Raw genomic sequence first — 23,613 nt, 5'->3', positions numbered from 1 at the left:
GGCCCGCTCCGAGGGGTGACCATACGATCCGACACTCGGGCCCTTCACTCATTCAGCGAAGGGGCACTCATTCAGCGAAGGGGCACTCATTCAGCGAAGGAGCACTCATTCAGCGAAGGGGTACTCATTCAGCGAAGGAGCACTCATTCAGCGACAGTCGTGCCGCGACATGAGCCCCGCAGTATCCCGAACCTCACATTCCGGGGCGATACGGTCGCCCTCATGCCCGTTCAGCCTCCGCCGCCCGCGCGGCTCCCGACGCTCCTCAGCGCCGCCCGGCTGCTCACCGGCTGGGGCCGGACAGCACCCACCGGGGCGACGGTGCTGCACCCCCGCACCGTGGAGGAGGCCGCGGCGGCGGTCCGCGAGTGCGGGGCGCGCGGCAGCATCGCGCGCGGCCTGGGCCGGGCGTACGGCGACGCGGCGCAGAACGCGGGCGGCACCGTCGTGGACACCACGGGCCTGGACCGGCTGCGGGAGATCGACCTGCGCGCCGGGACGGTGACCTGCGAGGCGGGGGTCAGCCTGCACCGGCTGATGGAGGTGCTGCTGCCGCTGGGCTGGTTCGTACCGGTCACCCCCGGGACCCGCTATGTGACGGTGGGCGGGGCGATCGGCGCGGACATCCACGGCAAGAACCACCACGTCTCCGGCTCCTTCACCCGGCATGTGCGCGCCATGGAACTGCTGACGGCCGATGGCGAGGTACGCGTCCTCACCCCGGGCAGCGACCTGTTCGAGGCGACCTCGGGCGGGATGGGCCTGACCGGGATCGTGCTGAGCGCGACGCTCCAACTGCTGCCCGTGGAGACATCGTTGATGACCGTGGACACCGAGCGGCTGCCCGACCTGGACACGCTGCTGGCCACGCTCACCGCCACCGACCACCGCTACCGCTACTCGGTGGCCTGGATCGACCTGCTCGCCCGCGGCTCCGCCGCCGGACGCGCCGTCCTCACCCGGGGGGACCACGCCCCGCTGGAGGCGCTGCCGCCCCGGCTGCGCACCGCGCCGCTCGCCTTCCGCCCCGGCCGGCTGCCGCCCGCGCCGCGCGGACTGCCGGGCGGGCTGCTGCGCGGCAGCACCGTCGGCGCGTTCAACAAGCTCTGGTACCACAAGGCGCCCCGCAGACGGCGGGGCGAGCTGCAGAAGCTGGCCGCCTTCTTCCACCCGCTGGACGGGCTGCCGCACTGGAACCGGATCTACGGCAAGGCGGGCTTCGTGCAGTGGCAGTGCGTGGTCGGGCACGGGCACGACACCGCGCTGCGCCGGATCGTCCGGCTCATCTCGCGGCGCTCGTGCCCCAGCTTCCTCGCTGTCCTCAAGCGGTTCGGCCCGGGTGATCCGGGCTGGCTGTCCTTCCCCGCCGAGGGCTGGACACTGGCGCTGGACATCCCCGCCGGACTGCCGGGGCTCGCGGAGTTCCTCGACGAACTGGACGGCGAGGTCGCCCGCGCGGGCGGACGGCTCTACCTCGCCAAGGACGCCCGGATGCGGCCCGAACTGCTGCCCGCGATGTACCCGAGGCTGGACGACTTCCGCGCGCTGCGCGCCGAACTGGACCCGCGCGGGGTCTTCACCTCGGACCTGGCCCGGCGGCTGGCCCTGTGACCGTGACAGCCGGACCGGGCGGGACCGGTGACGGCGGGACGGTCCCGCAAAACCGTCACCGGTCAGACCGGTGACGGTTCGGAAGGGTGGCCCCGCCCCCACTCTCCCGCCCGCGCTCTCCCGCCCCCACTCCCCGCACCTTCTCCCCCGTTCCCTCCCCTCCGCTCGAGGAGCTCGCATGAAGGACGCCTTCGGCACCCCGCAGTCCCTGCTCGTTCTCGGCGGCACCTCCGAGATCGCGCTCGCCACCGCCCGCCGCTTCATGGCCCGCCGCGCCCGCACCGTCTGGCTGGCGGGGCGGCCGGGCCCCGGACTGGACGCGGCGGCGGCCGGGCTGCGCGAGGAGGCGGCGGCGCACGGCGCCGAGGTGAGCGTCCACGCCGTGCCGTTCGACGCGCTCGCGCCCGAGACGCACGAGGAGGCGCTCGGCAAGGTCTTCGCGGAGGGCGACATCGATCTCGTCCTGCTGGCCTTCGGCGTGCTGGGCGACCAGCGGCACGACGAACACCACCCCCTCTCGGCCGTCCGGGTCGCCCAGACGAACTACACCGGCGCGGTCTCCGCCGGTCTGGTGTGCGCGGAGGCACTGCGCACCCAGGGCCACGGCTCGCTGGTGGTGCTCTCCTCGGTCGCCGCCGAGCGCGCCCGCCGCGCCAACTTCCTCTACGGCTCCAGCAAGGCGGGCCTGGACGCCTTCGCGCAGGGGCTCGGCGAGGCGCTGCACGGCTCGGGCGTCCATGTGCTGGTGGTCAGGCCCGGCTTCGTGCACACCCGGATGACCGCCGGCCTGCGCCCCGCGCCGTTCGCCACCACGCCGAGCGCCGTCGCCGAGGCGATCGCGCACGGGGTACGCCGCAGGGCGCGGACGGTATGGGTACCGGGGGCGCTGGGCCCCGTGATGACAGCACTGCGGCACCTGCCCCGCCCGCTCTTCCGGAGGCTGCCGGGGTGACGCATGTGTCCGCCGGGGTGACGTGTGCGTCTGCCGGGGTGACGTGTGGGCCGCCCGGACCGGAATGTGCGGACACGGCACTTGTGGGATAAATCGGATTAATCGTCCGTGGTCTCCTGACCTGTCACGTCTACCCCGTGGATCTGCCGTGCCTCTCTTCAGCGTGATCATCCCCGTCCACAAGGTGCAGGCGTACGTGCGCGAGTGCCTGGACTCCGTGCTGAGCCAGTCCTTCACCGACTTCGAACTGATAGCCGTCGACGACCACTCCCCCGACGGCTGCGGCCCGATCCTGGACTCCTACGCCGAGGCCGACCCTCGGGTGAGCGTCATCCATCTGGCGCAGAACGGCGGCCTGGGCCCGGCGCGCAACGCCGGTACCCGCCGGGCGCGCGGCGACTACGTCCTCTACCTCGACAGCGATGACACCCTCACCCCCGGCTCCCTGCGCGCCATCGCCGACCGGCTGGCCGCCACCGGAGACCCCGACGTGCTGGTGTTCGACTACGCCCGCACGTACTGGGACGGCAGCACCGTCCGCAACATCCGCGCCGACCTGCTCGACCAGGACGCGGCGCCCGCCGTCGCCACGCTGGCCGAGCGCCCCGGGCTGCTGCGGCTGCTGGCCGTCGCCTGGAACAAGGCGTACCGCCGCGACTTCCTCCAGCGTGAAGGGCTCAGCTTCCCGCCGGGCTGCTACGAGGACACCCCCTGGACCTTCCCCGTGCTGCTGACCGCACGCGGCATCGCCACCCTCGACCGGGTGTGTGTGCACTACCGGCAGCGGCGGGCCGGCAGCATCCTGACGACCACCGGCCGCGGGCACTTCGACGTGTTCGCGCAGTACGACCGCCTGTTCGCCTTCCTGGACGGGCGCCCCGAACTGGAACACTGGCGGCCCGAGCTGTACCGGAGGATGGCCGACCACTTCGCCGTCATCCACAGCAGCGGCGGGCGGCTGCCGCACTCGGCCCGCGCGGAGTTCCTGCGGCGCGGCCGTCAGCACTGCCTCCGCTACCGCACCGCGCCCTCCGCCGCCTGCCCCCGCCAGCCGCCGCGGCTGCGGCTGCGCCGACTGCTGGTGCGACTGGGCAGCCACCGCACCTTCCGGCTGCTCTCGCACGCCGGCAGGCTGTACGCGGCGGCCCGCGCCCGGGTACGCCAGCTGCGCGCGCCCACGCGGAAGGCGGCGCTGCGCGCCCACTACACGCTCCAGCGGCGCCGCCCGCTCGACCCCGACCTCGCCGTCTTCAGCGCCTACTGGAACCGCGGCTACGCCTGCAACCCCGCCGCGATCGAAGAGGCCGTCCGCACACTGGCCCCGCACATCCGTACGGCATGGGTCTGCGCCGCCGAGCACGCCCACACGCTGCCGCCCGGCGTACAGCGGCTGCACCCGGGCTCGGCCGCGCACTGGAGCGCGCTGGCCCGCGCCCGCTTCCTCGTCAGCAACGTCAACCTCCCCCACGCCTACCGCAAACGCCCCGGCCAGCTCCTCCTCCAGACCCACCACGGCACCCCGCTCAAGCACATGGGCCTGGACCTGCGGCCCTACCCGGCGAGCGCGGCGGGCATGGACTTCGGCAAGCTCCTGGAGCGCGTCGATCGCTGGGACTTCAGCCTCTCGGCCAACCCGCACTCCTCGGTGGTGTGGGAGCGCGCCTACCCGGCGGCGTACACCACGCTGGAGTTCGGCTATCCCCGCAACGACCTCTTCCACACCGCCACGGCCGACGACGTGACGCGCATACGCACCGAACTGGGGATACCCGAGGGCGTCACCGCCGTGCTGTACGCGCCCACCCACCGCGACTACCACGCCGGCTGGCACCCGCCCCTGGACCTCGCCCGGCTCGCCGCCACCCTCGGCCCCGGCTTCACCCTGCTGGTGCGCCCGCACTACTTCTACGACGCGCCCTGCTTCCACGACCCGCCGTACTCCTCCGCGCGGTACTCCTGCGACGCGCGGTTCTTCCACGGCGCACAGCCGCAGACCCCGCCGCCGGCCCCGCCGCAGCCCGGGAACCTGCTGGACGTCTCGGCGCACCCCTCCGTCGAGGAACTGTGCCTGGCCTCGGACGTGCTGGTCACCGACTACTCGTCCCTGATGTTCGACTACGCCAACCTCGACCGGCCCCTCGTGCTCCACATTCCCGACTGGGAGGCGTACCGGGCCGCGCGCGGCACCTACTTCGACGTGACGGCCGAACCTCCGGGCCTGGTGGCGTACGGCCAGGACGAGCTGACCGACATCCTGGCCACCGGCGCCCACGACACCCCGCACGCCCGCGAGCTGCGGGCCGCGTTCCGCACGCGGTTTTGCCCCTACGACGACGGGCGCGCCGCCGAGCGGGTGGTGCGGCACCTGTTCCTGGGCGAGCCGCTCACCGCACTGCCGCCCGTGCTCCCGCCCGCCGAACGGCAGCCCGCGCCCTCGCCCGCCGCCTGCCGCCGCGCGGCCACCGGCCCGACGGCCACGCCCACCCGCAAGCCGCCCGAGCCGGAGCCGCCCTCCGCGCAGCCCGTCCCCGCGAACTGAGCCCCGCCGTTCGCGAAAGCCCCTCCCGCCCACAAGCCCCCTCGTCCACAAAAGGACTGGTGCGCATGCCCCGCTTCAGCGTCGTCGTCCCCGTCTTCAAGGTCCAGGGATTCCTGCGCGAGTGCCTGGACTCGGTGCTGACCCAGTCGTTCACGGATCTCGAACTCATCGGCGTCGATGACCACTCCCCCGACGGCAGCGGCCGGATCCTGGACGAGTACGCGGCCCGGGACACGCGCGTCCGCGCGCTGCACCTGCCCGTCAACGGCGGGCTCGGGCGGGCCCGCAACGCCGGGGTGGAGTCGGCGCGCGGCGACTACCTGCTCTTTCTCGACAGCGACGACAGCTACCTGCCCGGCGCGCTGGCCGCCATCGACCGGCAGCTGCGCGCCTGCGGCGACCCGGACCTGCTGGTCTTCGACCACCAGCGCTCCTACTGGTGGGGCAAGGCCGAGCCCAGCGTGTTCGGCGACCAGCTGGCCGGGCCCGGCACCCGGACCTTCACGGTCGCCGAACGTCCCGAACTGCTCACGCTCTTCCACGTCGCCTGGAACAAGGCGTACCGCCGCGCGTTCTACCGGCGCGAGGGCCTCGGCTTCGAGCCGGGCCTGTACGAGGACGCGCCGCTGTCCCACGAGGCGATGGTGTGCGCGCGCTCCATCGGCTGTCTGCCGCGCGTCTGCGTCGACTACCGCCAGCGCTACCAGGGCGCTATCACCCGCTCCCCCGGGCGCGAGCACTTCGACATCTTCCCGCAGTACGCCTCGCTGTTCGCCTTCGTGGCCCGCCGCCCCGAACTGGCGGCCCACCGCGCGGTGCTGTTCGAGCGGATGGTCTCGCACCTCGTCTTCTGCCTGCGGCGCCGCGACCGGGTCCGGCCCGCCGACCGGCGCGCCTACTTCCGGCAGGCGGCCCGCCACTACCGCGCCCACCGGCCGCCCGGCTTCCGCCCCCCGCCCCACGCGGCCCGCGACTTCGGGATGCTGGCGCGGCGCTCCTACCCCCTGTTCGCCGCCCGCGAGCGGGTGCGCCGCACGGCGGGCACGGTGCGGCGCACGAAACGGCGGGTGCGCCGCACGGCGGGCAGAGCCGCCTACCGCGGCTACTACGCGCTCCAGCGCCGACTGCCGCTCCGCGCCGACCTGGCCGTCTACTCCGCCTACTGGGGCCGGGGCGTGGCCTGCAACCCGGCCGCGATCGCGGACAGGGCGCGCGAGCTGGCCCCCCAGCTGCACGCGGTGTGGATCGTGCGGCGCGACGCTGTCGCCGCGCTGCCGCCGGGCACCGACTACGTGGTGCCGCACTCGCGCCGGTACTGGTGGGTGCTGGCCCGCGCGACGTTCTTCGTCAACAACGTCAACTTCCCCGACCACCTGGTCAAACGGCCCGGCCAGCGGCACATCATGACCCACCACGGCACCCCGCTCAAGACCATGGGCCTGGACCAGCAGCCGTACCCGGCGGCGGCCTCGATGAACTTCCGCGACCTGCTGCGGCGCGCGGGCCGCTGGGACTTCAGCGTCACCGCCAACCCGCACTCGGCGGAGGTGTGGGACCGCGTCTTCCCCTGCCCCTACGAGGACCTGCCGGCCGGATACCCGCGCAACGACCGCCTCGTGACGGCCACCTCGCGGGACATCACCGCCGTACGGGAGCGCCTGGGCATCCCGCGCGGCCGGATCGCGCTGCTGTACGCGCCGACGATGCGCGACTACCGCCGGGGCTATGTGCCCCGCCTGGACCTGGAGCGACTGAGCGCGGGGCTCGGCGAGGAGTACGTCCTGCTGGTGCGCACGCACTACTACTACGGCCGCGACCCGGCACTCGGGGAACTGCACGCCCGCGGCCTGGTGCGCGACATGTCGCGGCACCCCTCGACGGAGGACCTGTGCCTGGCGGCGGACGCGCTGATCACCGACTACTCGTCCGTGATGTTCGACTACGCCAACCTCGACCGGCCCATCGTCGTCCACGCCCCCGACTGGGACAGCTACCGCGACGCGCGCGGCGTCTACTTCGACCTGCTCTCCGGCCGCCCCGGCGAGACCCCCGGCCCGGTCACCCGCACCGAGGACGAACTGACGGCCGTCTTCCGCGACGGCACCTGGCGCGGCCCCGCCTCCCGCGCGCTGCGGGCCGCGTTCCGCACCCGCTTCTGCCCGTACGACGACGGCCACGCCGCCGAACGAGTGGTCCGCCGAACCCTCCTGGACCAGCCCCCCGAAGCCCTCCCGCCCATGATCCCGCTCACCGACCGACACCCGGCACCGCCCGCGGAAGCACCCGCCCCGCCCCCCGTCATCATCGAGACCCCCCACCCCACCCCCACCCCTGGCACCCCCCCGACCCCAGAGCCCCTCAACTGAACGACGCCCCGAAGGGGCGCGGGACTGTGTCATATGCGGCTTCGCCGCGTGGGCGCGCCGAGAAGGGGGCGCGGGCCCCCGGCCAAAACCCCAAGGCCCGGCCGCGAAGCGGCCTCAGCTCACGGGCAGCCGCCCATACCCCTCCCCGCCCGAAGGGCGACCCGCCCGGGCAGGGCGACCGTTACGGACGGGCCCCATCAGCCACCGCACCAACGCGAAGCGGCTGTCCGTGCCCGCCCGGCAAGGGCCCCGCTCCGGATCCGCGGCGATCTCGCCGCACAGCACGTGAACCTCCCCCCGCCAGGCCAGCTCCAGGGTCCGGCGGCGCCGCGGGTCGAGCCGCTCCAGGACACCCCCGCCGTGCGCCCCGATCAGCCGGGAGGCGCCCACGCACACCCGGTGCCGCGCGCTGTCGTCGAGGGCGAGGAAGTCCGGGCCGAACAGCTGGAACAGCTCGACGTGGAAGTGCCGCCGGTGGAAGCCGTCCCGCAGCGGCCCGGGGCCGAGAAAGCGGCAGGTCGTCTCGAAGATCCGCTCCGTGCAGCGCAGCCGCACCTCTGGCCCGGCCCGGTAGGTGATGTTGCTGGAGTCGGCGCGGCGCACGGCGAAGTAGTGGTCCTGGTCGGCCAGTACGGAGATGCGCCCGGCGCGGAAGCACGCTTCCAGGACGAACGGCTGGTCGCTGAAGACGGGCATGGTCTCGTCGTACCGGATGCCGTGCCGTTCGATCAGGGAGCGGCGGAAGAGTTTGGTGTTGGACAGCGCCCAGGGCAGGCCGTCGCCGACCAGCCGGATGGCGGGCGAGGTGCGGGCGAACACCCCGGTGGGCACGGTGCGTTCGCCCACGGCCGCCATCTTGCACAGCAGGATGTCGGAGCGGCAGCGGTCGGCGGTGGTGACCATGCGCTCCAGCGCCTCGGGGGCGAGGTGGTCGTCGGCGCCGAGGAAGAAGACGTACCGTCCGCGCGCCAACTCCAGGCCCCGGTTGCTGGGTGCGGCCGGGCCGCCGGAGTGGGGCTGCCACAGGGTGACCACCCGCCCGGGGTGGCGGGCCGCGAACCGTTCGATCTCCGCCGCCCCGCCGTCGGTGGAGCCGTCGTCGACGACGATGACCTCCATCCGCCGCTCCTCGATGGTCTGCGCGTCGAGCGAGGCCAGGCAGTGGGTGAGGTAGGGCATGGTGTTGTGGACGGCGACGACGACGCTGACGTCGGGCACCTGGTTCATCGCACTGCTCCGTTCCCGATCTCCAGGCGCCGCACCCCGGCCCACAGCGCGGGGTCGGTGACGCGGCGGCCGTCCACCAGGACCCGTACGTGCGGCAGTTGGTCGGCGGCCAGTTCGCGGTAGGCGGCGTGGTCGGCCTGCACGAGGGCGGCGGTCACGGGCTGGTCGGTGTGCGGGGTCAGCCCCAGTTCGGCCAGTTCGCCCGGCTCGTACATCGGGTCGGACACATACGGCCGGGCGCCTCGCGCGCGCAGTGCGGTGACCGTGGGGAAGACGCCGGAGAACGCGGTCTCCTTCACCCCGCCCCGGTAGGCGGCGCCCAGCACCAGGACCTCCGCGCCGCGCAGGTCGCCGTAGGCGTCGGCGAGGAGTTCGACGGCGTGGCCGGGCATGCCCTCGTTGGTCTGGCGCGCGCTGCGCACCACGGCGGCCTCGGGGTCGTTCCACAGGTACATGCGCGGATAGACGGGGATGCAGTGCCCGCCGACGGCGATGCCGGGACGGTGGATGTGGCTGTAGGGCTGGGTGTTGCAGGCGTCGATCACGGCTTCGACGTCGATGCCGGACCGGTCGGCGAAGCGGGCGAACTGGTTGGCGAGCGCGATGTTCACGTCCCGGTAGGTGGTCTCGGCCAGCTTGGCCAGCTCGGCGGCCTCCGCCGAGCCCAGGTCCCACACCCCGTTGGGCCGCTCCAGATCCTCGCGTACGTCGAATTCGAGCACCGACTCGTAGAAGCGCACCCCGTCCTTGGCGGAGGCCGGGCCGATGCCGCCGACGAGCTTGGGGTAGCGGCGCAGGTCCGCGAACACCCGCCCGGTCAGCACCCGTTCGGGGCTGAAGACCAGGGAGAAGTCCCGCTCGGCCGCCAGCCCCGAGCCCTCCTCCAGCAGCGGCGCCCAGCGCTCCCGGGTGGTGCCGACCGGCAGGGTCGTCTCGTAGCTGACGAGGGTGCCGGGGCGCAGCCCGGCGGCGACGGCGCGGGTGGCGCTGTCCATCCAGCCGAAGTCGGGCGCCCCGCGCTCGTCCACGAACAGCGGGACGACCAGGACGACGGCGTCCGCGCGGGAGACGGCCTCGGTGGTGTCCTCGGTGGCGGTCAGCCGCCCGGCCGAGACCGCCTCGCGCAGCCGCTCGTCCAGGCCCGCCTCACCCGGGAAGGGCGTCTCCCCGCTGTTGACGCTCGCGACCACGCGCGCGTCCACGTCGGCTCCCGTCACCCGGTGCCCCTTGGCCGCGAACTGCACGGCCAGCGGCAGCCCGATCTTCCCGAGCGCCACCACACAGATCCGCATTCCCGTCTCCTTCTGGCTGATCCCGTCGGTCCGGCTCCCCCGCCGGCTCCCGCACCGGCTCCCGCTGCATCTGCTGCTCCTGCTGGTTGTGCTGCTGCTTCTGCTGGTTCTGCTGGTTCTCGTGCTGGGGCCGGGGGGTGGCGTGCAGCAGTCCGGTGTAGAGCGCGTCGAGCGCGCGGGCCTGGGTCTGCCAGGTCCACCGCGCCAAGAGCCCCGGCGCCTCGTACGCGGCGCGGTAGCGGCCGGGGTCGGCGAGCACGGCCCGTACGGCGCGCACGTAGTCGGCGGTGTCCTCCGCGCGGAAGACCTCGCCCTGGCCCGTCTCGCGGGTGGTGGCGGCCATGGTGCGCACATCGCTGACCACCAGCGGCAGCCGGGCGTGCGCGTACTCGAAGAACTTGGTGATCAGCGCGATCTCGTGGTTGGTCCAGTGGTGGATGGGGATCGCACCCACGTCCGCCTCGGCGAGGAAGGGGACGACCTGCCGGTAGGGCACATACGGCAGGACATGCAGCCGGTCCCCGGCGCCGAGCGCCTCGGCCCGCGCGCGCAGCTGCCGTACATACCAGGACCCGGGCCGGTTGACGACCAGCGCGGTGTGTACTTCGGGCAGCGCGGGCAGCGCCTCGACCATGGTCGCCAGGCCCCGTTGCGGCGCGGCACCGCCGCTGTAGACGACGAGCGGGGTGCCGGGGCCGATACCGCACAGCTCTCGCAGGCTGGGGACTTCCTCTTCGCCCTCGGCCTCGGACTCGGCATCGGACTCGTCGGAGACTTCACAAGCACCAGGGGCACTAGGGGCACCAAGCACACCGGGCACACCGGGCACATCAGGGGCGTTGAGGACGACGGTGGGGTCGCGGGGCAGCCCATGGGTCTCGCGCAGGAGCCCGGCCAGCGTGTCGGAGACCGTGACGACCGCATCGGCGCAGGGCGCGTACTCGCGCTCGTGCGCGACATGCGCGGGCAGCCAGCGCGCGTCGTCCAGCCAGGGCCGCACCCCGGGCAGGTACTCGTGCGCGTCCCACACCAGCTTCACGGGCCGTCCCTCGGCCAGCGCGCGGGTCTTGGCGCGCGCCCCGACGCCCAGCATCCGGAAGTCGTTGGCGTGGATGAGGTCGGGGCGCAGTTCGTCCACGACCGGCCCGTAGGCCAGTTCGAAGTCGTAGAGGCTCGGCCACAGCCTGCGCCAGGCGCGGTCGCCCAGGACGCGCTGCCAGAACGCGATGCCGGCCCGGTCCAGCAGGGTGCCGGAGGCGCGTGCCGTCAGCCCCTCGTCGAGCTGCCGCTTACGGAAGCGCACCCACCGGTTCGCGAGCCGCGCCGCCGCGCGGGGAAGGGCCAGCCGCGCGGCGGCGTAGCGCGGACCGGACAGCATGGGGACGGCGGCGCGAAGCGCCGAGGCGGAGACGGAGGCGGAGGCAGCGGCGGGGGCGAGCAGGAGTGCGGCCCGGCGTGTGCGCAGTTCGTGGCGCCACGCCTTGACCCGCTGGAGGCGGTATCCGGCCGTCGTGCCGGGCTTGTAGGCCAGCGGCCTGGCCAGCAGGGGACGCCGGGACTCGCGCGGGGGGTGGGCGAGCGGCATGGGCACCGGCAGCAGCCGGACCTCGGCCCCGCCGATGTGCCAGGAGGCGGGCTTTCCGTTGGGCGAGCTGCCCAGCAGCGTCACCTCCCACCCGGCCTCGGCCGCCGAGCGCGCGGTCTTCTGCACCCGGGAGTCGGCGACCACCCCGTTGCACACGAGCATCACCACGCGTCCGCGCTTTCGCTTTCCCTCGGACGGCACATCGGGCGAAGCGGCTTGGAAGACCTCGGGGTCGGTGTCGAACTCCACGGGCCACCCCTTTCTCTCGACCCCTGAAATAGCGTATCCGCGCCTTCTGGAACGAGTACTGCCGAGAACGCTTATTCACCCGTTGAGCCTTTGCGGTGATGCGTAATGCGCGCGCGGGTGCGAAGAATCCAGCCCGCGCGGGCGCGAAGAATCCCGGCCCGCGCGGGTGCGAAGAATCCCGGCCCGCCTTTTCCTGCCGTACTCCGCGTTTCCGGACCGGGAATTCGCCACGTCCGGAAGGCGGAGTGCACGAGTGCGGCGAGGGCGCGCGGGCGCGCTCAGCTCAGGAAGCCGTCGAGCACCCCGGCCGTGTAGCGCCCGTCGTGGTAGGTCCGTACGTACGCCCGGGACTCCTCGCCCGTGCGGACCGCGAAGGCGCGGTCGTCCAGCAGGGATTCCAGCGCCGTACGGAGCGTGTCCGGGGTCGCGTTGACGAGGGGCGGGACGGCGCCGACCTCCTTATGCACCCGCTCGTCCAGAAAGGCCACTACGGGTTTGCCCGCGGCCATGCCCTCGCAGGCGAACGTCCCGTAGGTGCCGATGGCGAACTGGTCGATGACGATGTCCGCCTCCTTGACCAGTTTCCGCATCGCCGGCCACGGCAGCCCCTCGGTCAGCCGGAAGTCGATGGCGCCGCTACGGTCCAGTTCCTCCAGCACCGGCATCACCCGTTCGGTGCCCTTGGTCCAGCGCCTGGACGGCGCGTGCACGACGACGGGGCGCGCGCGTTCCATGACGGGCCGCTCGCCGGACCGGCCCGCGCAGCCGTCCCCGCCCGCCCAGCCCTCGACGTTCACCACCAGCGGAGCCCAACTCGCCCCCGGCAGATCGTCCAGCAGGTCGGGCGTCGTCACGAACAGCGGCAGCCCGCTCTCGGCGGCCACCCTCCGGTTGCGCGCGCTGTTGCGGATCAGTACGGCCAGGACATCCTCGGGCGCGGTGTGGAAGAGGGATTGCGCGTAGCGCTCCATGTGGCGCTCGGGGTCGCGCACATCGCTGCCGTGCGCCAGGAGCGCGACCTCGATCCCGGCGCCGCGCAGCGCGGGCAGATCGTCCTCGATGTGCTGGCCGTTCAACCATCCGAACGCGGGGGTGAAGGCGTCCGCGAGGTAGTGCGTATAGGAGCCGAGCACCCTGTTCACCCGGTCGAGCTTGACCTCGCGCCCGCCCAGCTGGCCGCGCGGGATGCGGACGTCGGCCGGGTATCCGCTCAGCGGTCCCGCGGTGGTGTGCGCGGTCACCTCGGCCGCGACGTCGGGCCTGGCGCGGCACACGGCGCGGGCGAACCCGGACAGCTGGCCCGCGTAGTTGGCGCAGCCCAGGCCGAGCCGTACGCGCGGCTGTCCGGGCCGGCCCTGGGGCGGGACCGGCCGCCAGTCCGGCACCGAGAGCGCGGCCTCCGGGTCGGGCTCGCGGGGGCGCTCGCGCCGGCTCGTGCCGGGCCACGGCAGCTCGCGCGGTACGAGAACCAGGCGGCCCTCCCCCGCCACCCCGGCACGGCCCTGCCCTTCACGTCCGGCGCGGCCCTCCTCTCCCACCCCGGCACGGCGCTCCCCCTCACGTCCGGCGCGGCCCTCCTCTCCCACCCCGGCACGGCGCTCGCCATCTGCCACGGCGCGGCGCTCGCCGTCCAGCGCCGCGCTGCCCGGCTCGGCCGCCGGCGCGGGGGCCGCCCCGGCGAGCGTCGCGTACAGCCTCAGCAGCCGGGGCGACTGCCGCTCCCAGGACAGTTCTTCGAGCAGGGCGGCGCTGATGTTCCGGGTGAGCACCTCCCGTTGCTCCAGTACGCCCCGGACCGCCTCGGCCAGCGCCCGCGCGTCCCCGGCGGCGCAGAGGGCGCCGACGCCGTACCCGTGCACGAGGAGTTGTACGGCCCGCACTCCGGTGCTGACCATGGGCAGCCCGGCATGCAGGTACTCGCCGACCTTCGCGGGCAGCGCGACCTCCGCGTCCGGTGTCACCTCCCGGCACACCAGGCCCAGGTCGGCGGTGGCGAGATACCCGGCCACCTGGGACTGCGGCACATACGGCAGCACATGTACGCGCTCGCGCACCCCGGCGCGCGCGGCACTGTCGAGCACGGCGCGCAGTTCAGGGCCGCGCTCGCCGTCGACGACCAGCGCCAGGTGTGCGCCGGGGAGTTCCGCGAGCGCCTCGACGGCGGTCGCCAGGCCCCGGTCGGGGGCGATGCGTCCGGTGTGCACCAGCAGCGGAACCCCCGGCTCCAGTTCGCAGGCCGCCCGTACCGAGGGCCCGCCCCGGTCGGCGCGTGCGGCGCGCGCCGCCTCGGCCACCGGCGCCTGGCCGACGATCACCGGCGTACGGGGCAGCCCGTGGCGCTCCTGGAGCAGGCGGGCCAGGCCACCCGAGGTGGCGGTCACCGCGTCGGCCCGGCCGATGAACTCCGCCTCCACGGCCGGGCAGGCGCTGGCCCGCGCCCGGTCCGGCCACCGGGTCCCGGCGACGTCCTCGTGCGCGTCGTAGAGCCAGGCGGTGCGCAGGCCGCGGGCCCGGAGCCGGGCCGCGCTGCGCGCCCCCACGGCGATGGCGGTGACCCCGGCGGCGTGGATGACATCGGGCCCGACCTCCTCGATGACGGGGCCGAATGCCAGGTCCCAGTCCAGCAGCGCGGGCCAGTCGGCGCGCCAGTCGCCGACGGGCCCTGGTGCTTCTTCGGCGCGGCGTGCGCGCTCCCTGCGGTAGAGCTTCACGCGGCTCTGGTGTGCCTGTCTGCGCAGCCGCACCCAGCCCTTGAGGGCCTGGGCCCGCACGCGGGCGGCCGGGTTGGCGGAGGTGTCGCCGAGCCAGCCGACCAGCGCGGTGCGCTCGCGCACCCAGGCGGCGTGCGCGGAGCGTGCGCTGGCCAGCGCGCGGTCGTCGGGCAGGCCCCAGTGTGCGAGCCGGGCGCGCGGCCCGCGCGGGGTGGCCCGGCGGGTCCGGGAGCGCTCCTGCATGTCGGCGGCGACCGGCACCCGGATGACGGTGAATCCGTCGCCGCTGTGGGTCTCGCGCCGGGTGGAGGCCGAGCGGGCGACGACGGTGACGTCCCATCCGGCGCGGGCCGCGGCTGCCGCGGCCTTCTCCGCGCGGGAATCCCCGCCGAGTCCGCCCGAGCTGATGACGGCCAGGCGCGGGCGGGTGACGGAATTCGCCATGGGAAATCTCCTGAACTCACCGCGCGGTCCACTGTCCGCGCCGCTGCCTCATTTCGGAGAAATCACCCTGGCACGCGGCCCGGCGCAGCGGAAGGAACGCCTCCGCCGATACGTCCGCTCAGCTCAGAAAACCGTCCAGCACACCGGCCGTATAGGTGCCGTCGTGATAGGTGCGCACATATTCCACGGATTCTCTCGCGGTGCGGACCGCGAATTCACGGTCGTCCAGGAGGGATTCCAGCGCGGTACGCAAGGTGGCGGGTGTGGCATTGACGACGGGCGGGCGGATGCCGACATTCCGGTGGACCCGCTCGTCCAGGAAGGCGACGACGGGCCGCCCCGCCGCCATGCCCTCGCAGGCGAACGTCCCATAGGTGCCGACGGCGAACTGGTCGATGACGATGTCCGCGTCCCGCACCAGCTCCCGCACCCGCTCCCAGGGCACGCCGGTCGCCATCCGGAACTCGATCGCGCCGCAGCGCTCCAGCTCCTCCAGCACCGGCACCACCCGCTCGGTGCCCTTCGTCCAGCGCTTGGACGGCGCGTGCACCACCACCGGGCGCCTGCGCTCCATCACCGGCCGCTCACCCGCCCAGCCCGCCCAACCCTCGACGTCCACCACCAGCGGAGCCCAGCGCGCGCCCGGCAGGTCGTCCAGCAGGTCGGGCGTCGTCACGAACTGGGGCAGCCCGCTCTTGGCGGCGACGCGCCGGTTGCGGGCGCTCTTCTTCGTGAGCGCCGCCAAGATGGCCTCGTCGGCGGCGTGGAAGTGCGAGTGCTCGTAGCGGTTCATGTGCCGCACGGGGTCGCGTACGTCGCTGCCGTGCGCCAGCAGCGCCACCTTGATCCCGGCCGCGCGCAGCGAGGGCAGGTCGTCCTGGATGTGGCCGCCGTTGAGGCGGCCGAGCGCGGGGGTGAAGGAGTCGGCGAGGTAGTGGGTGTAGGTGCCCAGCACGCGCCGGGCCCGGTCGAGCTGGAAGGCGAGGTCACCGGTGCGCTCCCCGACGGCGTAGAGGTCGGCGGGGTAGAGGACGCTCTGGTCGTGGGTGTGCATCACGACCTCGGCCGACAGGTCCCCGCGGCGCGCGCACAGCGCCCGCGCGAACCCGGCCAGCTGTCCGGCGGAGTTGGCGCAGCCCATGCCCAGGCGCACGGGGGTGCTCTCCAGGGAGCGCCACCCGGGCAGCGCGCGCGGCGCACCGGATGCCGGGGCGTTTCCGGCTCCGCTGCCGGGGCCAGGCTGTCCCGGCCTGCCCGCGCCGGGCTGTTCGGATGCCGACCAGGGCACCTCGCCGGGCACGAGCCGGGCCGCGGTGCCGGGACCGGCCAGCCGCTCGTAGAGGGCGAGCAGTCCGGCCGACTGGTGTTCCCAGGACAGCTCGCGCAGCAGCGGCCCGGTGATGCGCGCCGCCAACTGTTCCCGGCGGGCCAGCCCGCTCCGCACGGCGGTGGCGAAGGATGCCGGGTCGTCGGTGGTGAACACCTCTCCGACTCCCGTGCGCTCGACGAAGTCGCGCAAGGTCCGCACCGAACTGGTGATCATCGGCAGGCCCGCGTGCAGGTACTCGGCGGCCTTGGTGGGCAGCGAGATCTCACAGTTGGGCACGTGCCGGAAGCAGATCAGCCCGAGGTCGGCCGAGGAGAGGTATGCGGGCACCTGTTCCTGCGGCACATACGGCACGACGTGCACCCGCTCGCGCACGCCCAGCTCCTCTGCGCGGGACAGCAGCGCCTTGAGCGTCGCGTTCGGTTTGGGACCCGCCACCAGCGCCAGGTGTGCGTGCGGGAGTTCGGCCAGGCCCGCCACGGCGGTGTCCAGGCCGCGCTCGGGCCCGATCCACCCCGCGTACACCAGCAGCGGCACATCGGGGCCCAGCCCGCACGCGTCCCGTACGCAGGAGCGCCCGCCCGCCGAGGCGGCGACGGCCTCCCGTACCGGCGCGTTGGCGACCACCAGCGGCTCCTCGGGCAGCGCGTACGCCTCGCGCAGGATGCCGGCGAGTTCGGCCGAGACCGTGACCACCGCGTCGGCCCGCCGGATGAACTCCCCTTCCACGCCGGGGAAGGCCGAGTCGCGCGCCGCGTCCGGCCAGTCGATGCCGCGGACGAACTCGTGCGCGTCGTAGAGCCAGCAGGTGCGCAGGCCGCGGGCGCGCAGCCGGGCCGCGCTGCGCGCCCCCACCGCGATCATGGTGACGTCGTTGGCGTGGATGACGTCGGGCTCGATCTCCTCGATGACGGGGCCGAACGCCAGGTCGAGATCGACCAGTTCGGGCCAGTCGGCGCGCCAGTCGCCCCGCGCCTCGACGGGGCCCTCGGTGCGGCGGCGCTCCCAGTGGTAGAGCTTGCCGCGCCCCTTGTGCGCGTACCGGCGCAGCCGCACCCAGCCCTTGAGCAGCTCCCTGGTGAGCGCGGCGCGCGGATCGTCCGTCCCGGCCGCCCGGTGCAGCCAGCCGATGCGAGCGGTGTGCTCGCGCACCCACGCGGCGTGCGAGGCGCGGGCCCGCAGCCAGGCCCCTTCGTCCGGCAGGCCCCACTGGGTGAGGTGGTTGCGCAGGCGCGGGCGGCGGCGCGCGGCACCGGCGATCGTGCGCATGTGCGCGTTGACGGGCACCTTGACCACGGTGACCGGGCCCAGCACGGACCGCTCGCGACGCTTGGAGGGACTGCGGCCCACCAGTGTCACCTCCCAGCCCGCCCGCACCGCCGCGAGGGCGGTCTTCTGGACGCGGGAGTCGCCCGTGATGCCGTTCCCCACGATGACGGCCAGCCGGGGGCGGCCGCCGGTCCGCAGCCGGTCCGGCCCCGCTCCTGCGCTCGCTCCCGTGCTCGCCCCGGGCGCCGTCCCCGCCCCGGCCCCGGGGTCCGCTCCCCGCCCGGTCCCGATGCGCGCTCCCGTGCCGGCCCGGGGGCCCGCTCCCGCCCCCGTCATGCCGTGGGCTCCGCGAGACGGACCGGGCTGTGCCCGTGGTCCCCCGGCGCCGAGGGCGACCCCGAGGTGATCACGGCGGAGGCGACCTCAAGGGGCGTCGCCGTCTCCAGCGCTCCGGTCTCCAGCACTCCGGTGGTGCGGCGCGCTGAGGCCAGCACGGCGGCCGAGACCTCGACGGTGCGCAGCCCCTCCCGGGCCGTGACGATGCCGCCGCTCCCGCTCCCGCCCCGGACCGCGTCCCGGAATCTCTCGTGCTCGACGACCAGCGGCTCTCTCTTGGGGAAGGCGTAGCGCACGGTGTCGCCCTCGGCGACGCCCCGGAAGGCGCGCAGCGCCTCCCACTCGGTGGCCACCGCGCCGTTGGCGTGGAAGGTCAGGTCGGCGGTGAGCGTGTCGGCGACGAAGCAGCCGCGCTCGCCCGTGACGGCGGCGAACCGCTCCTTGAGCGGGCTGAGCCAGTTCACCAGGTGGCTGACCATGGTGCCGTCGGTCAGCGAGCCGACGACCGCGACCATGTCCTCGTGGTCCCGGCCGCTCTTGGAGACCGTACGGGCCGACAGCGACACGTACTCCTGTCCGGTGATCCAGCTGGTGAGGTCGATGTCATGGGTGGCCAGGTCCTTGACCACGCCGACGTCGGCGATCCGGTGCGGGAAGGGCCCCTGGCGGCGGGTGACGACCTGGAAGACCTCGCCCAGCTCCCCGGCCTCCAGCCGCTGCCGCAGCTGCTGGAGCGCGGGGTTGAAGCGCTCGATGTGGCCGACTCCGGCGACCAGGCCGCGCTCCTCGAACGCCGCTACGAGCCGCCGGGCCGCCTCGGAGGTGTGGGCGAGCGGCTTCTCGATGAGCGCGCACACTCCGGCGTCCGCGAGCTGGAGCCCCACTTGTTCGTGCAGCGCCGTGGGGCAGGCGACCACCGCGTAGTCGATTCCGCGTTCGAGCAGCCTCGCCACGTCCGTCAGCACCGGGACGCCGTGCAGGCAGCCGTGCGGGTCCCCCGCCGGGTCCACGGCGCCGACCAGTTCGACGCCGTCGAGCGAGGAGAGGATCCGCGCGTGGTTGCGGCCCATGGCCCCCAGCCCGATCAGCCCGGCGCGCAGGACCCGGCCCCCCGCTTCACCGTCCGCAGCCGCAGCCGCAGCCGCCGTTGCCGCTGTGGCTGTCGCTGGCGCTGTGGCTGTCGATATGGCTGTGGCCGGCGCTGGCCCTGTCGCTGTCGATATGGCTGTGGCTGCGGCTATCGCAGTCGTCGCCGCTGTCGTCCCTGTCACCCCTGTCACCCCTGTCATCGGGTCACCCCCACTGTCCGGGCCGCGCTGTCGGCGGCCTCCACGATCTGTTCCAGGTCGTCGGCGGTCAGCTGCGGGTGCACCGGCAACGAGAGCACCCCGGCCGCCGCCGCGTCGGTCACCGGGAGGTCGGCTCCCAGGTGCGCGTAGGGCTTGAGCCGGTGAATGGGCGTCGGGTAGTAGACGGCGCAGCCCACCCCGGCCGCGTCCAGCTCCCGCCGCACCGCGTCCCGCGCCTCGGCGCCGCCGGGCACGCGCACCGTGTACTGGTGGTAGACGTGCCGGGCGCCGTCCGCGACGAAGGGGGTGACCAGCCCGGTGGAGCCCAGCCCCTCGTCCAGGACCCGGGCGTTCGCCCGGCGCTGCTCGGTCCAGCCCGCCAGGCGTGCGAGCTGGACGCGGCCGATGGCGGCGGACACGTCGGTCATCCGCATGTTGGCGCCGACGATCTCGTTCTCGTAGCGCTGCTCCATGCCCTGGTTGCGCAGCAGCCGCAGGGTGCGGCCCAGCGTTTCGTCCGGTACGACGACCATGCCGCCCTCCAGGGCGTGCATGTTCTTGGTCGGATAGAAGCTGAAGCAGGCCGCGTCGCCGAAGGTGCCCACCGGCCGCCCGTGCAAGGAGGTGGCGTGGGCCTGGCAGGCGTCCTCGATCAGGGCGAGCCCGTGCCGCTGTGCGAGCTGGGTGAGCCCGCCCATCGGCGCCGGGTGCCCGTACAGGTGCACGGGCATCAGCGCGGCGGTGCGCGGTCCCACGGCATCGGCCACGGCATCCGGATCGAGGCAGAAGGTGTCGGGATCGACCTCGGCGAAGACGGGTTCGGCGCCGGCCAGCCGTACGGCGTTGGCACTGGCGGCGAACGAGAAGGAGGGGACGATCACCTCGTCGCCCGGCCCGAGTCCCAGCGCCAGCAGCGCCAGGTGGAGCGCCGAGGTACCCGAGTTGACGGCGATGCACGCGCGGCCCTCGACCAGCGCGCCGAACTCCTCCTCGAACGCCGCCACTTCCGGCCCCTGCACCACCCGGCCACCGCGCAGCACGCGCACGGCGGCGGCGACCTCCTCGTCACCGATGACCGGCTTGGCGGCCGGAATCATGTCTTTTCGCAGCCCTTGCATGGCGGTTGCCCTCCGGAGACCCCCGGCAGATTCGCCTTATGTGGACCCGCATCGGGGGGCGTTGTTGCACACCGGGCTTACTAATCACCCGTTCCGCCCACACGCGTGCGCCCGAACGGGGGAGCGAGGAGGCCGCCACGAGAGACGCAGCGTCATGTCATGGGGTGAGTTTCACGGAGCGTCAACGTGTCCCAGCACAGCCGACCCGTCCGGCGCCACCCGCTCCTCATAGCGCTCGCCCGTCTCCGGGCACTCCCACAGCCCGGGCGCCTCCAGGTCGGGCAGCAGCCGCGCCCCGGCCCGGCCCACCCAGCCGACCCTGCGCGCGGGCACGCCCACCACCAGTGCGAAGTCCGGCACATCGGCGGTCACCACCGCGCCCGCCGCCACCATCGCCCACCGCCCGACCCGGACCGGGGCCACACACACCGAACGGGCACCGAGCGAGGCACCGTCGGCGACGGTCACCCCCACCGCCTCCCAGTCCCCCGCCCGCTTGAGCGCCCCGCCGGTGTCCACGGCGCGCGGGGTGCGGTCGTTGGTGAGGACGACGGCCGGCCCGACGAAGACACCTTCACCCAGCCGGGCCGGTTCATAGACCAGGGCGTGGTTCTGGAGCTTGCTGCGCGCCCCGACCCGCACACCGGGGCCCACATAGGCGCCCCGCCCGACGACACAGTCCTCGCCCAGTACCGCGCCCTCGCGGACCTGTGCCAGCTCCCACACGGTGGTGCCGTCGCCCACGACGGCGTCCTCGGCCACCTGCGCGCCCTCCATCGTGCGCGGGGCGCGTGCCTCCTGCGCGGCCTGCGCGGCCTGTGAGGCAGGGGGTGTGGGTGCGGGCCGGGGTGCGGTGGACTCCGAGCCGGTGTCGGTGGTGGTCATACGGGGCTCGCTCTCTGTGCCGGAAGTTGCCGGGAGGCCGGGGCGGGGACTGGTGGGGACGACCGGGGGCGCTTCCGCGCCGCTGAGGCCGGTGGCCGCCGAGACCAGTGGCCGCTGAGGCCGAGGATGGCCGCGCGGTCGGCGGACGGCGCGCCCGGCGCGCCCGGCCGGGTGCGCGCATGGACCACACGGGTGCGCGCCTGGGCCGCCCGGGTGAGCCGGAAGCGGGCGGCGTGCCGTGGTCCGGGGGCCCGCCCGGAGCGGGCCAAGGTGGCGTCATGTCCCGCTCCGATGAGATCACCGCCCCCCAATCCGCCCGGGGAACGCGGGCTTTCGGCCTGCCCGGCACGCTGGCCCAGCGCTGGAACGCACTCGCCGTCACCGCCTGCGGCGCGACCGTCCTGGTGCTCGGATACCAGCACCGCTGGACGAACGACGACGCGCTCATCTACACCCGCGCCGTCCGCCAGATCCTCGCCGGGAACGGCCCCGTCTACAACGTGGGCGAGCGCGCCGAATCCTCCACCGGAACCCTGTGGCAGTGGCTGCTCGCGGCCGGGAGCGCCCTGCCCGGCGTGGATGATCCGCTGCGGCTGGCCGTGGTGCTGGGACTGCTGCTGACCGTCGCGGGCTTCGTCCTCGCCCTGGACGCCACCCGCCGGATGATCCGGGTGGCCCGGCCCTCCGGAGCGCTGCTCCCCGTCGGCGTGCTGTTGCTGCTGCCGCTGTGCGCTACCTGGGACTACGCGACCTCGGGGCTGGAGACCGGGCTGACCTTCGGCTATCTGGGCGCCGCCTGGTGGCTGCTCGTACACGCCCGCCGCTGCCTCGGCCCAGGGGCGGCCCGGCCCCACTCGACGCTCGCCGGCCGGGAGCTGCCCGGCCTGGCCCTCCCCCGGCGGGCCGTGCCCGGCCGCCCGTACCCGGGAGGGGCGCACTCCGCGCAGTCGCGCTCCGGTCCCGCACCCGCGAGCGAGGCCCACGCCGGGCAGCCACCCGCCGGATACGGTGCCCCGGCCCCGGTCTCCGGACGGCCGGACCCGCGCGGCCAGGGGCTGACCCGGACGGCGTTCGCACTCGGCCTCGGACCGCTGGTGCGGCCCGACCTCGCCCTGGTCAGCGGGGTGTTCCTGGTGGCGCTGCTGCTGTTGTGGCGGCCCCCGCTCCGCACGGCCCTCCGCTGGGCGGGCGCGGCGGCCGGACTGCCGGTGGCCTACGAGATCTTCCGCGCGGGCTACTACGGCGTACTCGTCCCGCTCCCCGCACTCGCCAAGGAAGCATCCGGTACGCAATGGCAGTTCGGCTGGGACTACCTGCTCAACACCGTGGACCCGTACCGCCTGTGGGTGCCGCTCGCACTGCTCGCCGTCTTCGCCGTGGGCACGGGCGTGCACCGGATGCTGCGCGGAAACCGTACGGGCCCGTGGCACGAGGCTCCTCAAGAGCCGGGCCAACAGCGCGCCGCCGACGCGGTGTTGCGGGGTGCGCCGGTACTGGCCGGGCTTCTTTCCGCGTTCTTCGTGGTGAAGATCGGCGGCGACTTCATGCACGGCCGGATGGTGCTGCCCGCGCTCTTCCTGGTGCTGCTCCCGGTCTTCCTGCTGCCCCGCACCCGCGCCGCCGCCGCCCTCGCGGTGAGCGTCGGTGTATGGGGCGCCGCCTGCATCGCGCTGTGGCGGCCACCGCTGGACAGCCCCGGGGAGCGGATCGTGTACGACTCGCACACCGTCTACGTCAACAGCCTCGGGCAGCGGCATCCGGTCACCCAGTCCGCGCACACCGAACGCCCCCGGCCCTTCACCCACGCCGTCCGCACCACCGCGCACGCCGGACTGCACGGGCTCGTACTGCGGCTGCCGCGCGAGGCGGGGTATCCGGTCGTCCCGCTGGCCCCGCACGTCGAGGCGCCGCTCGCCGGAGCCGAGGCGCGGCTGGGCAACGCGGGAGCCGTACTGCCGCTCGACGGCTGGGCCGTGGACCTCCTGGGGCTCGCCAACCCGCTGGGCGCGCACACGCTGCCGACGCAGAACCACAAGGCGGGCCACGAGAAACCGCTGGACCGCGCATGGGTCCTGGCCGATCTGACCGCGCCGGGGGCGCCCGTCCCCTACGGAGTCGATCCGCGCCGGGTCGCCGCCGCGCGCCACGCCCTGAACTGCGGCCCGCTGTCCGAACTGCGGGCCTCCACCCGGGCGCCGCTGACCGCCGCACGCTTCTGGGACAACCTCACGGGGTCCTGGGAGCGCACCCGCCTGCGGATCCCCGCCGACCCCCTCGACGCGGAACGCGCGGTATGCGGCGCGGGAAAGCCGGAAAAGTGAAGCATCCGGAGCACGCGGAAACCCGGCAGGCATCCGGATGCCTCCGGCAAGCGCCGCCCGGGATAGCGGCCTCTCCCGTCGAGCGGACGCGG

At 74.1% G+C, this 23,613-nt stretch carries 13 protein-coding genes; 5 read left to right on the top strand and 8 right to left on the bottom strand.

Annotated features, from left to right (window positions below; all coding sequences use genetic code 11):
• Positions 1–222 precede the first annotated feature (222 nt).
• The 4 genes from dprE1 (at position 223) to ABD339_RS29940 (ending at position 7,468) form a co-directional block, all read left to right on the top strand.
• Entirely contained in the window at positions 223–1,611 is a 1,389-nt protein-coding gene (dprE1, locus tag ABD339_RS29955; protein ID WP_344570288.1) for a decaprenylphosphoryl-beta-D-ribose oxidase, read from the top strand.
• 178 nt (positions 1,612–1,789) lie between these two features.
• Entirely contained in the window at positions 1,790–2,563 is a 774-nt protein-coding gene (dprE2, locus tag ABD339_RS29950) for a decaprenylphospho-beta-D-erythro-pentofuranosid-2-ulose 2-reductase (protein WP_344570287.1), read from the top strand.
• A gap of 148 nt (positions 2,564–2,711) precedes the next feature.
• Positions 2,712–5,102 carry a bifunctional glycosyltransferase/CDP-glycerol:glycerophosphate glycerophosphotransferase gene (locus ABD339_RS29945; RefSeq protein WP_344570286.1) on the top strand — a complete coding sequence of 797 codons (2,391 nt, stop codon included), beginning with the start codon at positions 2,712–2,714 and terminating at the stop codon, positions 5,100–5,102.
• A 65-nt stretch (positions 5,103–5,167) separates the two neighbouring features.
• On the top strand, positions 5,168–7,468 hold the full coding sequence (locus ABD339_RS29940; protein ID WP_344570285.1) for a bifunctional glycosyltransferase/CDP-glycerol:glycerophosphate glycerophosphotransferase: 2,301 nt from the start codon (positions 5,168–5,170) through the stop codon (positions 7,466–7,468).
• Between the two features lie 114 nt (positions 7,469–7,582).
• On the opposite strand, the gene ABD339_RS29935 is transcribed toward ABD339_RS29940, so the two are convergent.
• The 8 genes from ABD339_RS29935 to ABD339_RS29900 form a co-directional block, all read right to left on the bottom strand.
• On the bottom strand, positions 7,583–8,695 hold the full coding sequence (locus ABD339_RS29935) for a glycosyltransferase family 2 protein (protein ID WP_344570284.1): 1,113 nt from the start codon (positions 8,693–8,695) through the stop codon (positions 7,583–7,585).
• On the bottom strand, positions 8,692–9,939 hold the full coding sequence (locus tag ABD339_RS29930; RefSeq protein WP_344570298.1) for a nucleotide sugar dehydrogenase: 1,248 nt from the start codon (positions 9,937–9,939) through the stop codon (positions 8,692–8,694). Before ABD339_RS29930 ends, ABD339_RS29935 begins: the two co-directional genes overlap by 4 nt.
• Positions 9,842–11,734 carry a glycosyltransferase family 4 protein gene (locus ABD339_RS29925; protein WP_344570297.1) on the bottom strand — a complete coding sequence of 631 codons (1,893 nt, stop codon included), beginning with the start codon at positions 11,732–11,734 and terminating at the stop codon, positions 9,842–9,844. Before ABD339_RS29925 ends, ABD339_RS29930 begins: the two co-directional genes overlap by 98 nt.
• 365 nt (positions 11,735–12,099) lie before the next feature.
• On the bottom strand, positions 12,100–14,976 hold the full coding sequence (locus ABD339_RS29920; RefSeq protein ID WP_344570283.1) for a glycosyltransferase family 4 protein: 2,877 nt from the start codon (positions 14,974–14,976) through the stop codon (positions 12,100–12,102).
• A 118-nt stretch (positions 14,977–15,094) separates the two neighbouring features.
• Positions 15,095–17,908, bottom strand: coding sequence for a glycosyltransferase family 4 protein (locus ABD339_RS29915; RefSeq protein ID WP_344570282.1), 2,814 nt, complete (start codon positions 17,906–17,908; stop codon positions 15,095–15,097).
• Positions 17,905–19,197, bottom strand: coding sequence for a Gfo/Idh/MocA family oxidoreductase (locus ABD339_RS29910; RefSeq protein WP_425576142.1), 1,293 nt, complete (start codon positions 19,195–19,197; stop codon positions 17,905–17,907). Before ABD339_RS29910 ends, ABD339_RS29915 begins: the two co-directional genes overlap by 4 nt.
• Entirely contained in the window at positions 19,194–20,315 is a 1,122-nt protein-coding gene (locus ABD339_RS29905) for a DegT/DnrJ/EryC1/StrS family aminotransferase (protein ID WP_425576141.1), read from the bottom strand. Before ABD339_RS29905 ends, ABD339_RS29910 begins: the two co-directional genes overlap by 4 nt.
• A gap of 171 nt (positions 20,316–20,486) precedes the next feature.
• The gene (locus tag ABD339_RS29900) at positions 20,487–21,092 is read right to left on the bottom strand and encodes an acyltransferase (protein ID WP_344570296.1); all 606 of its coding nucleotides are present in this window, start codon (positions 21,090–21,092) and stop codon (positions 20,487–20,489) included.
• A gap of 386 nt (positions 21,093–21,478) precedes the next feature.
• Between ABD339_RS29900 and ABD339_RS29895 the strand changes: the two genes are divergently transcribed.
• Complete coding sequence (locus tag ABD339_RS29895; RefSeq protein WP_344570279.1) at positions 21,479–23,521, top strand: arabinofuranosyltransferase AftB family protein; 2,043 nt, start codon at positions 21,479–21,481, stop codon at positions 23,519–23,521.
• The last annotated feature ends 92 nt before the right edge of the window (positions 23,522–23,613 follow it).

Source organism: Streptomyces axinellae (assembly GCF_039532135.1).
Lineage (GTDB): Bacteria > Actinomycetota > Actinomycetes > Streptomycetales > Streptomycetaceae > Streptomyces > Streptomyces axinellae.
Note: the sequence above shows the minus strand (reverse complement) of the source record. Positions and strands in the feature narration are given on the sequence as shown.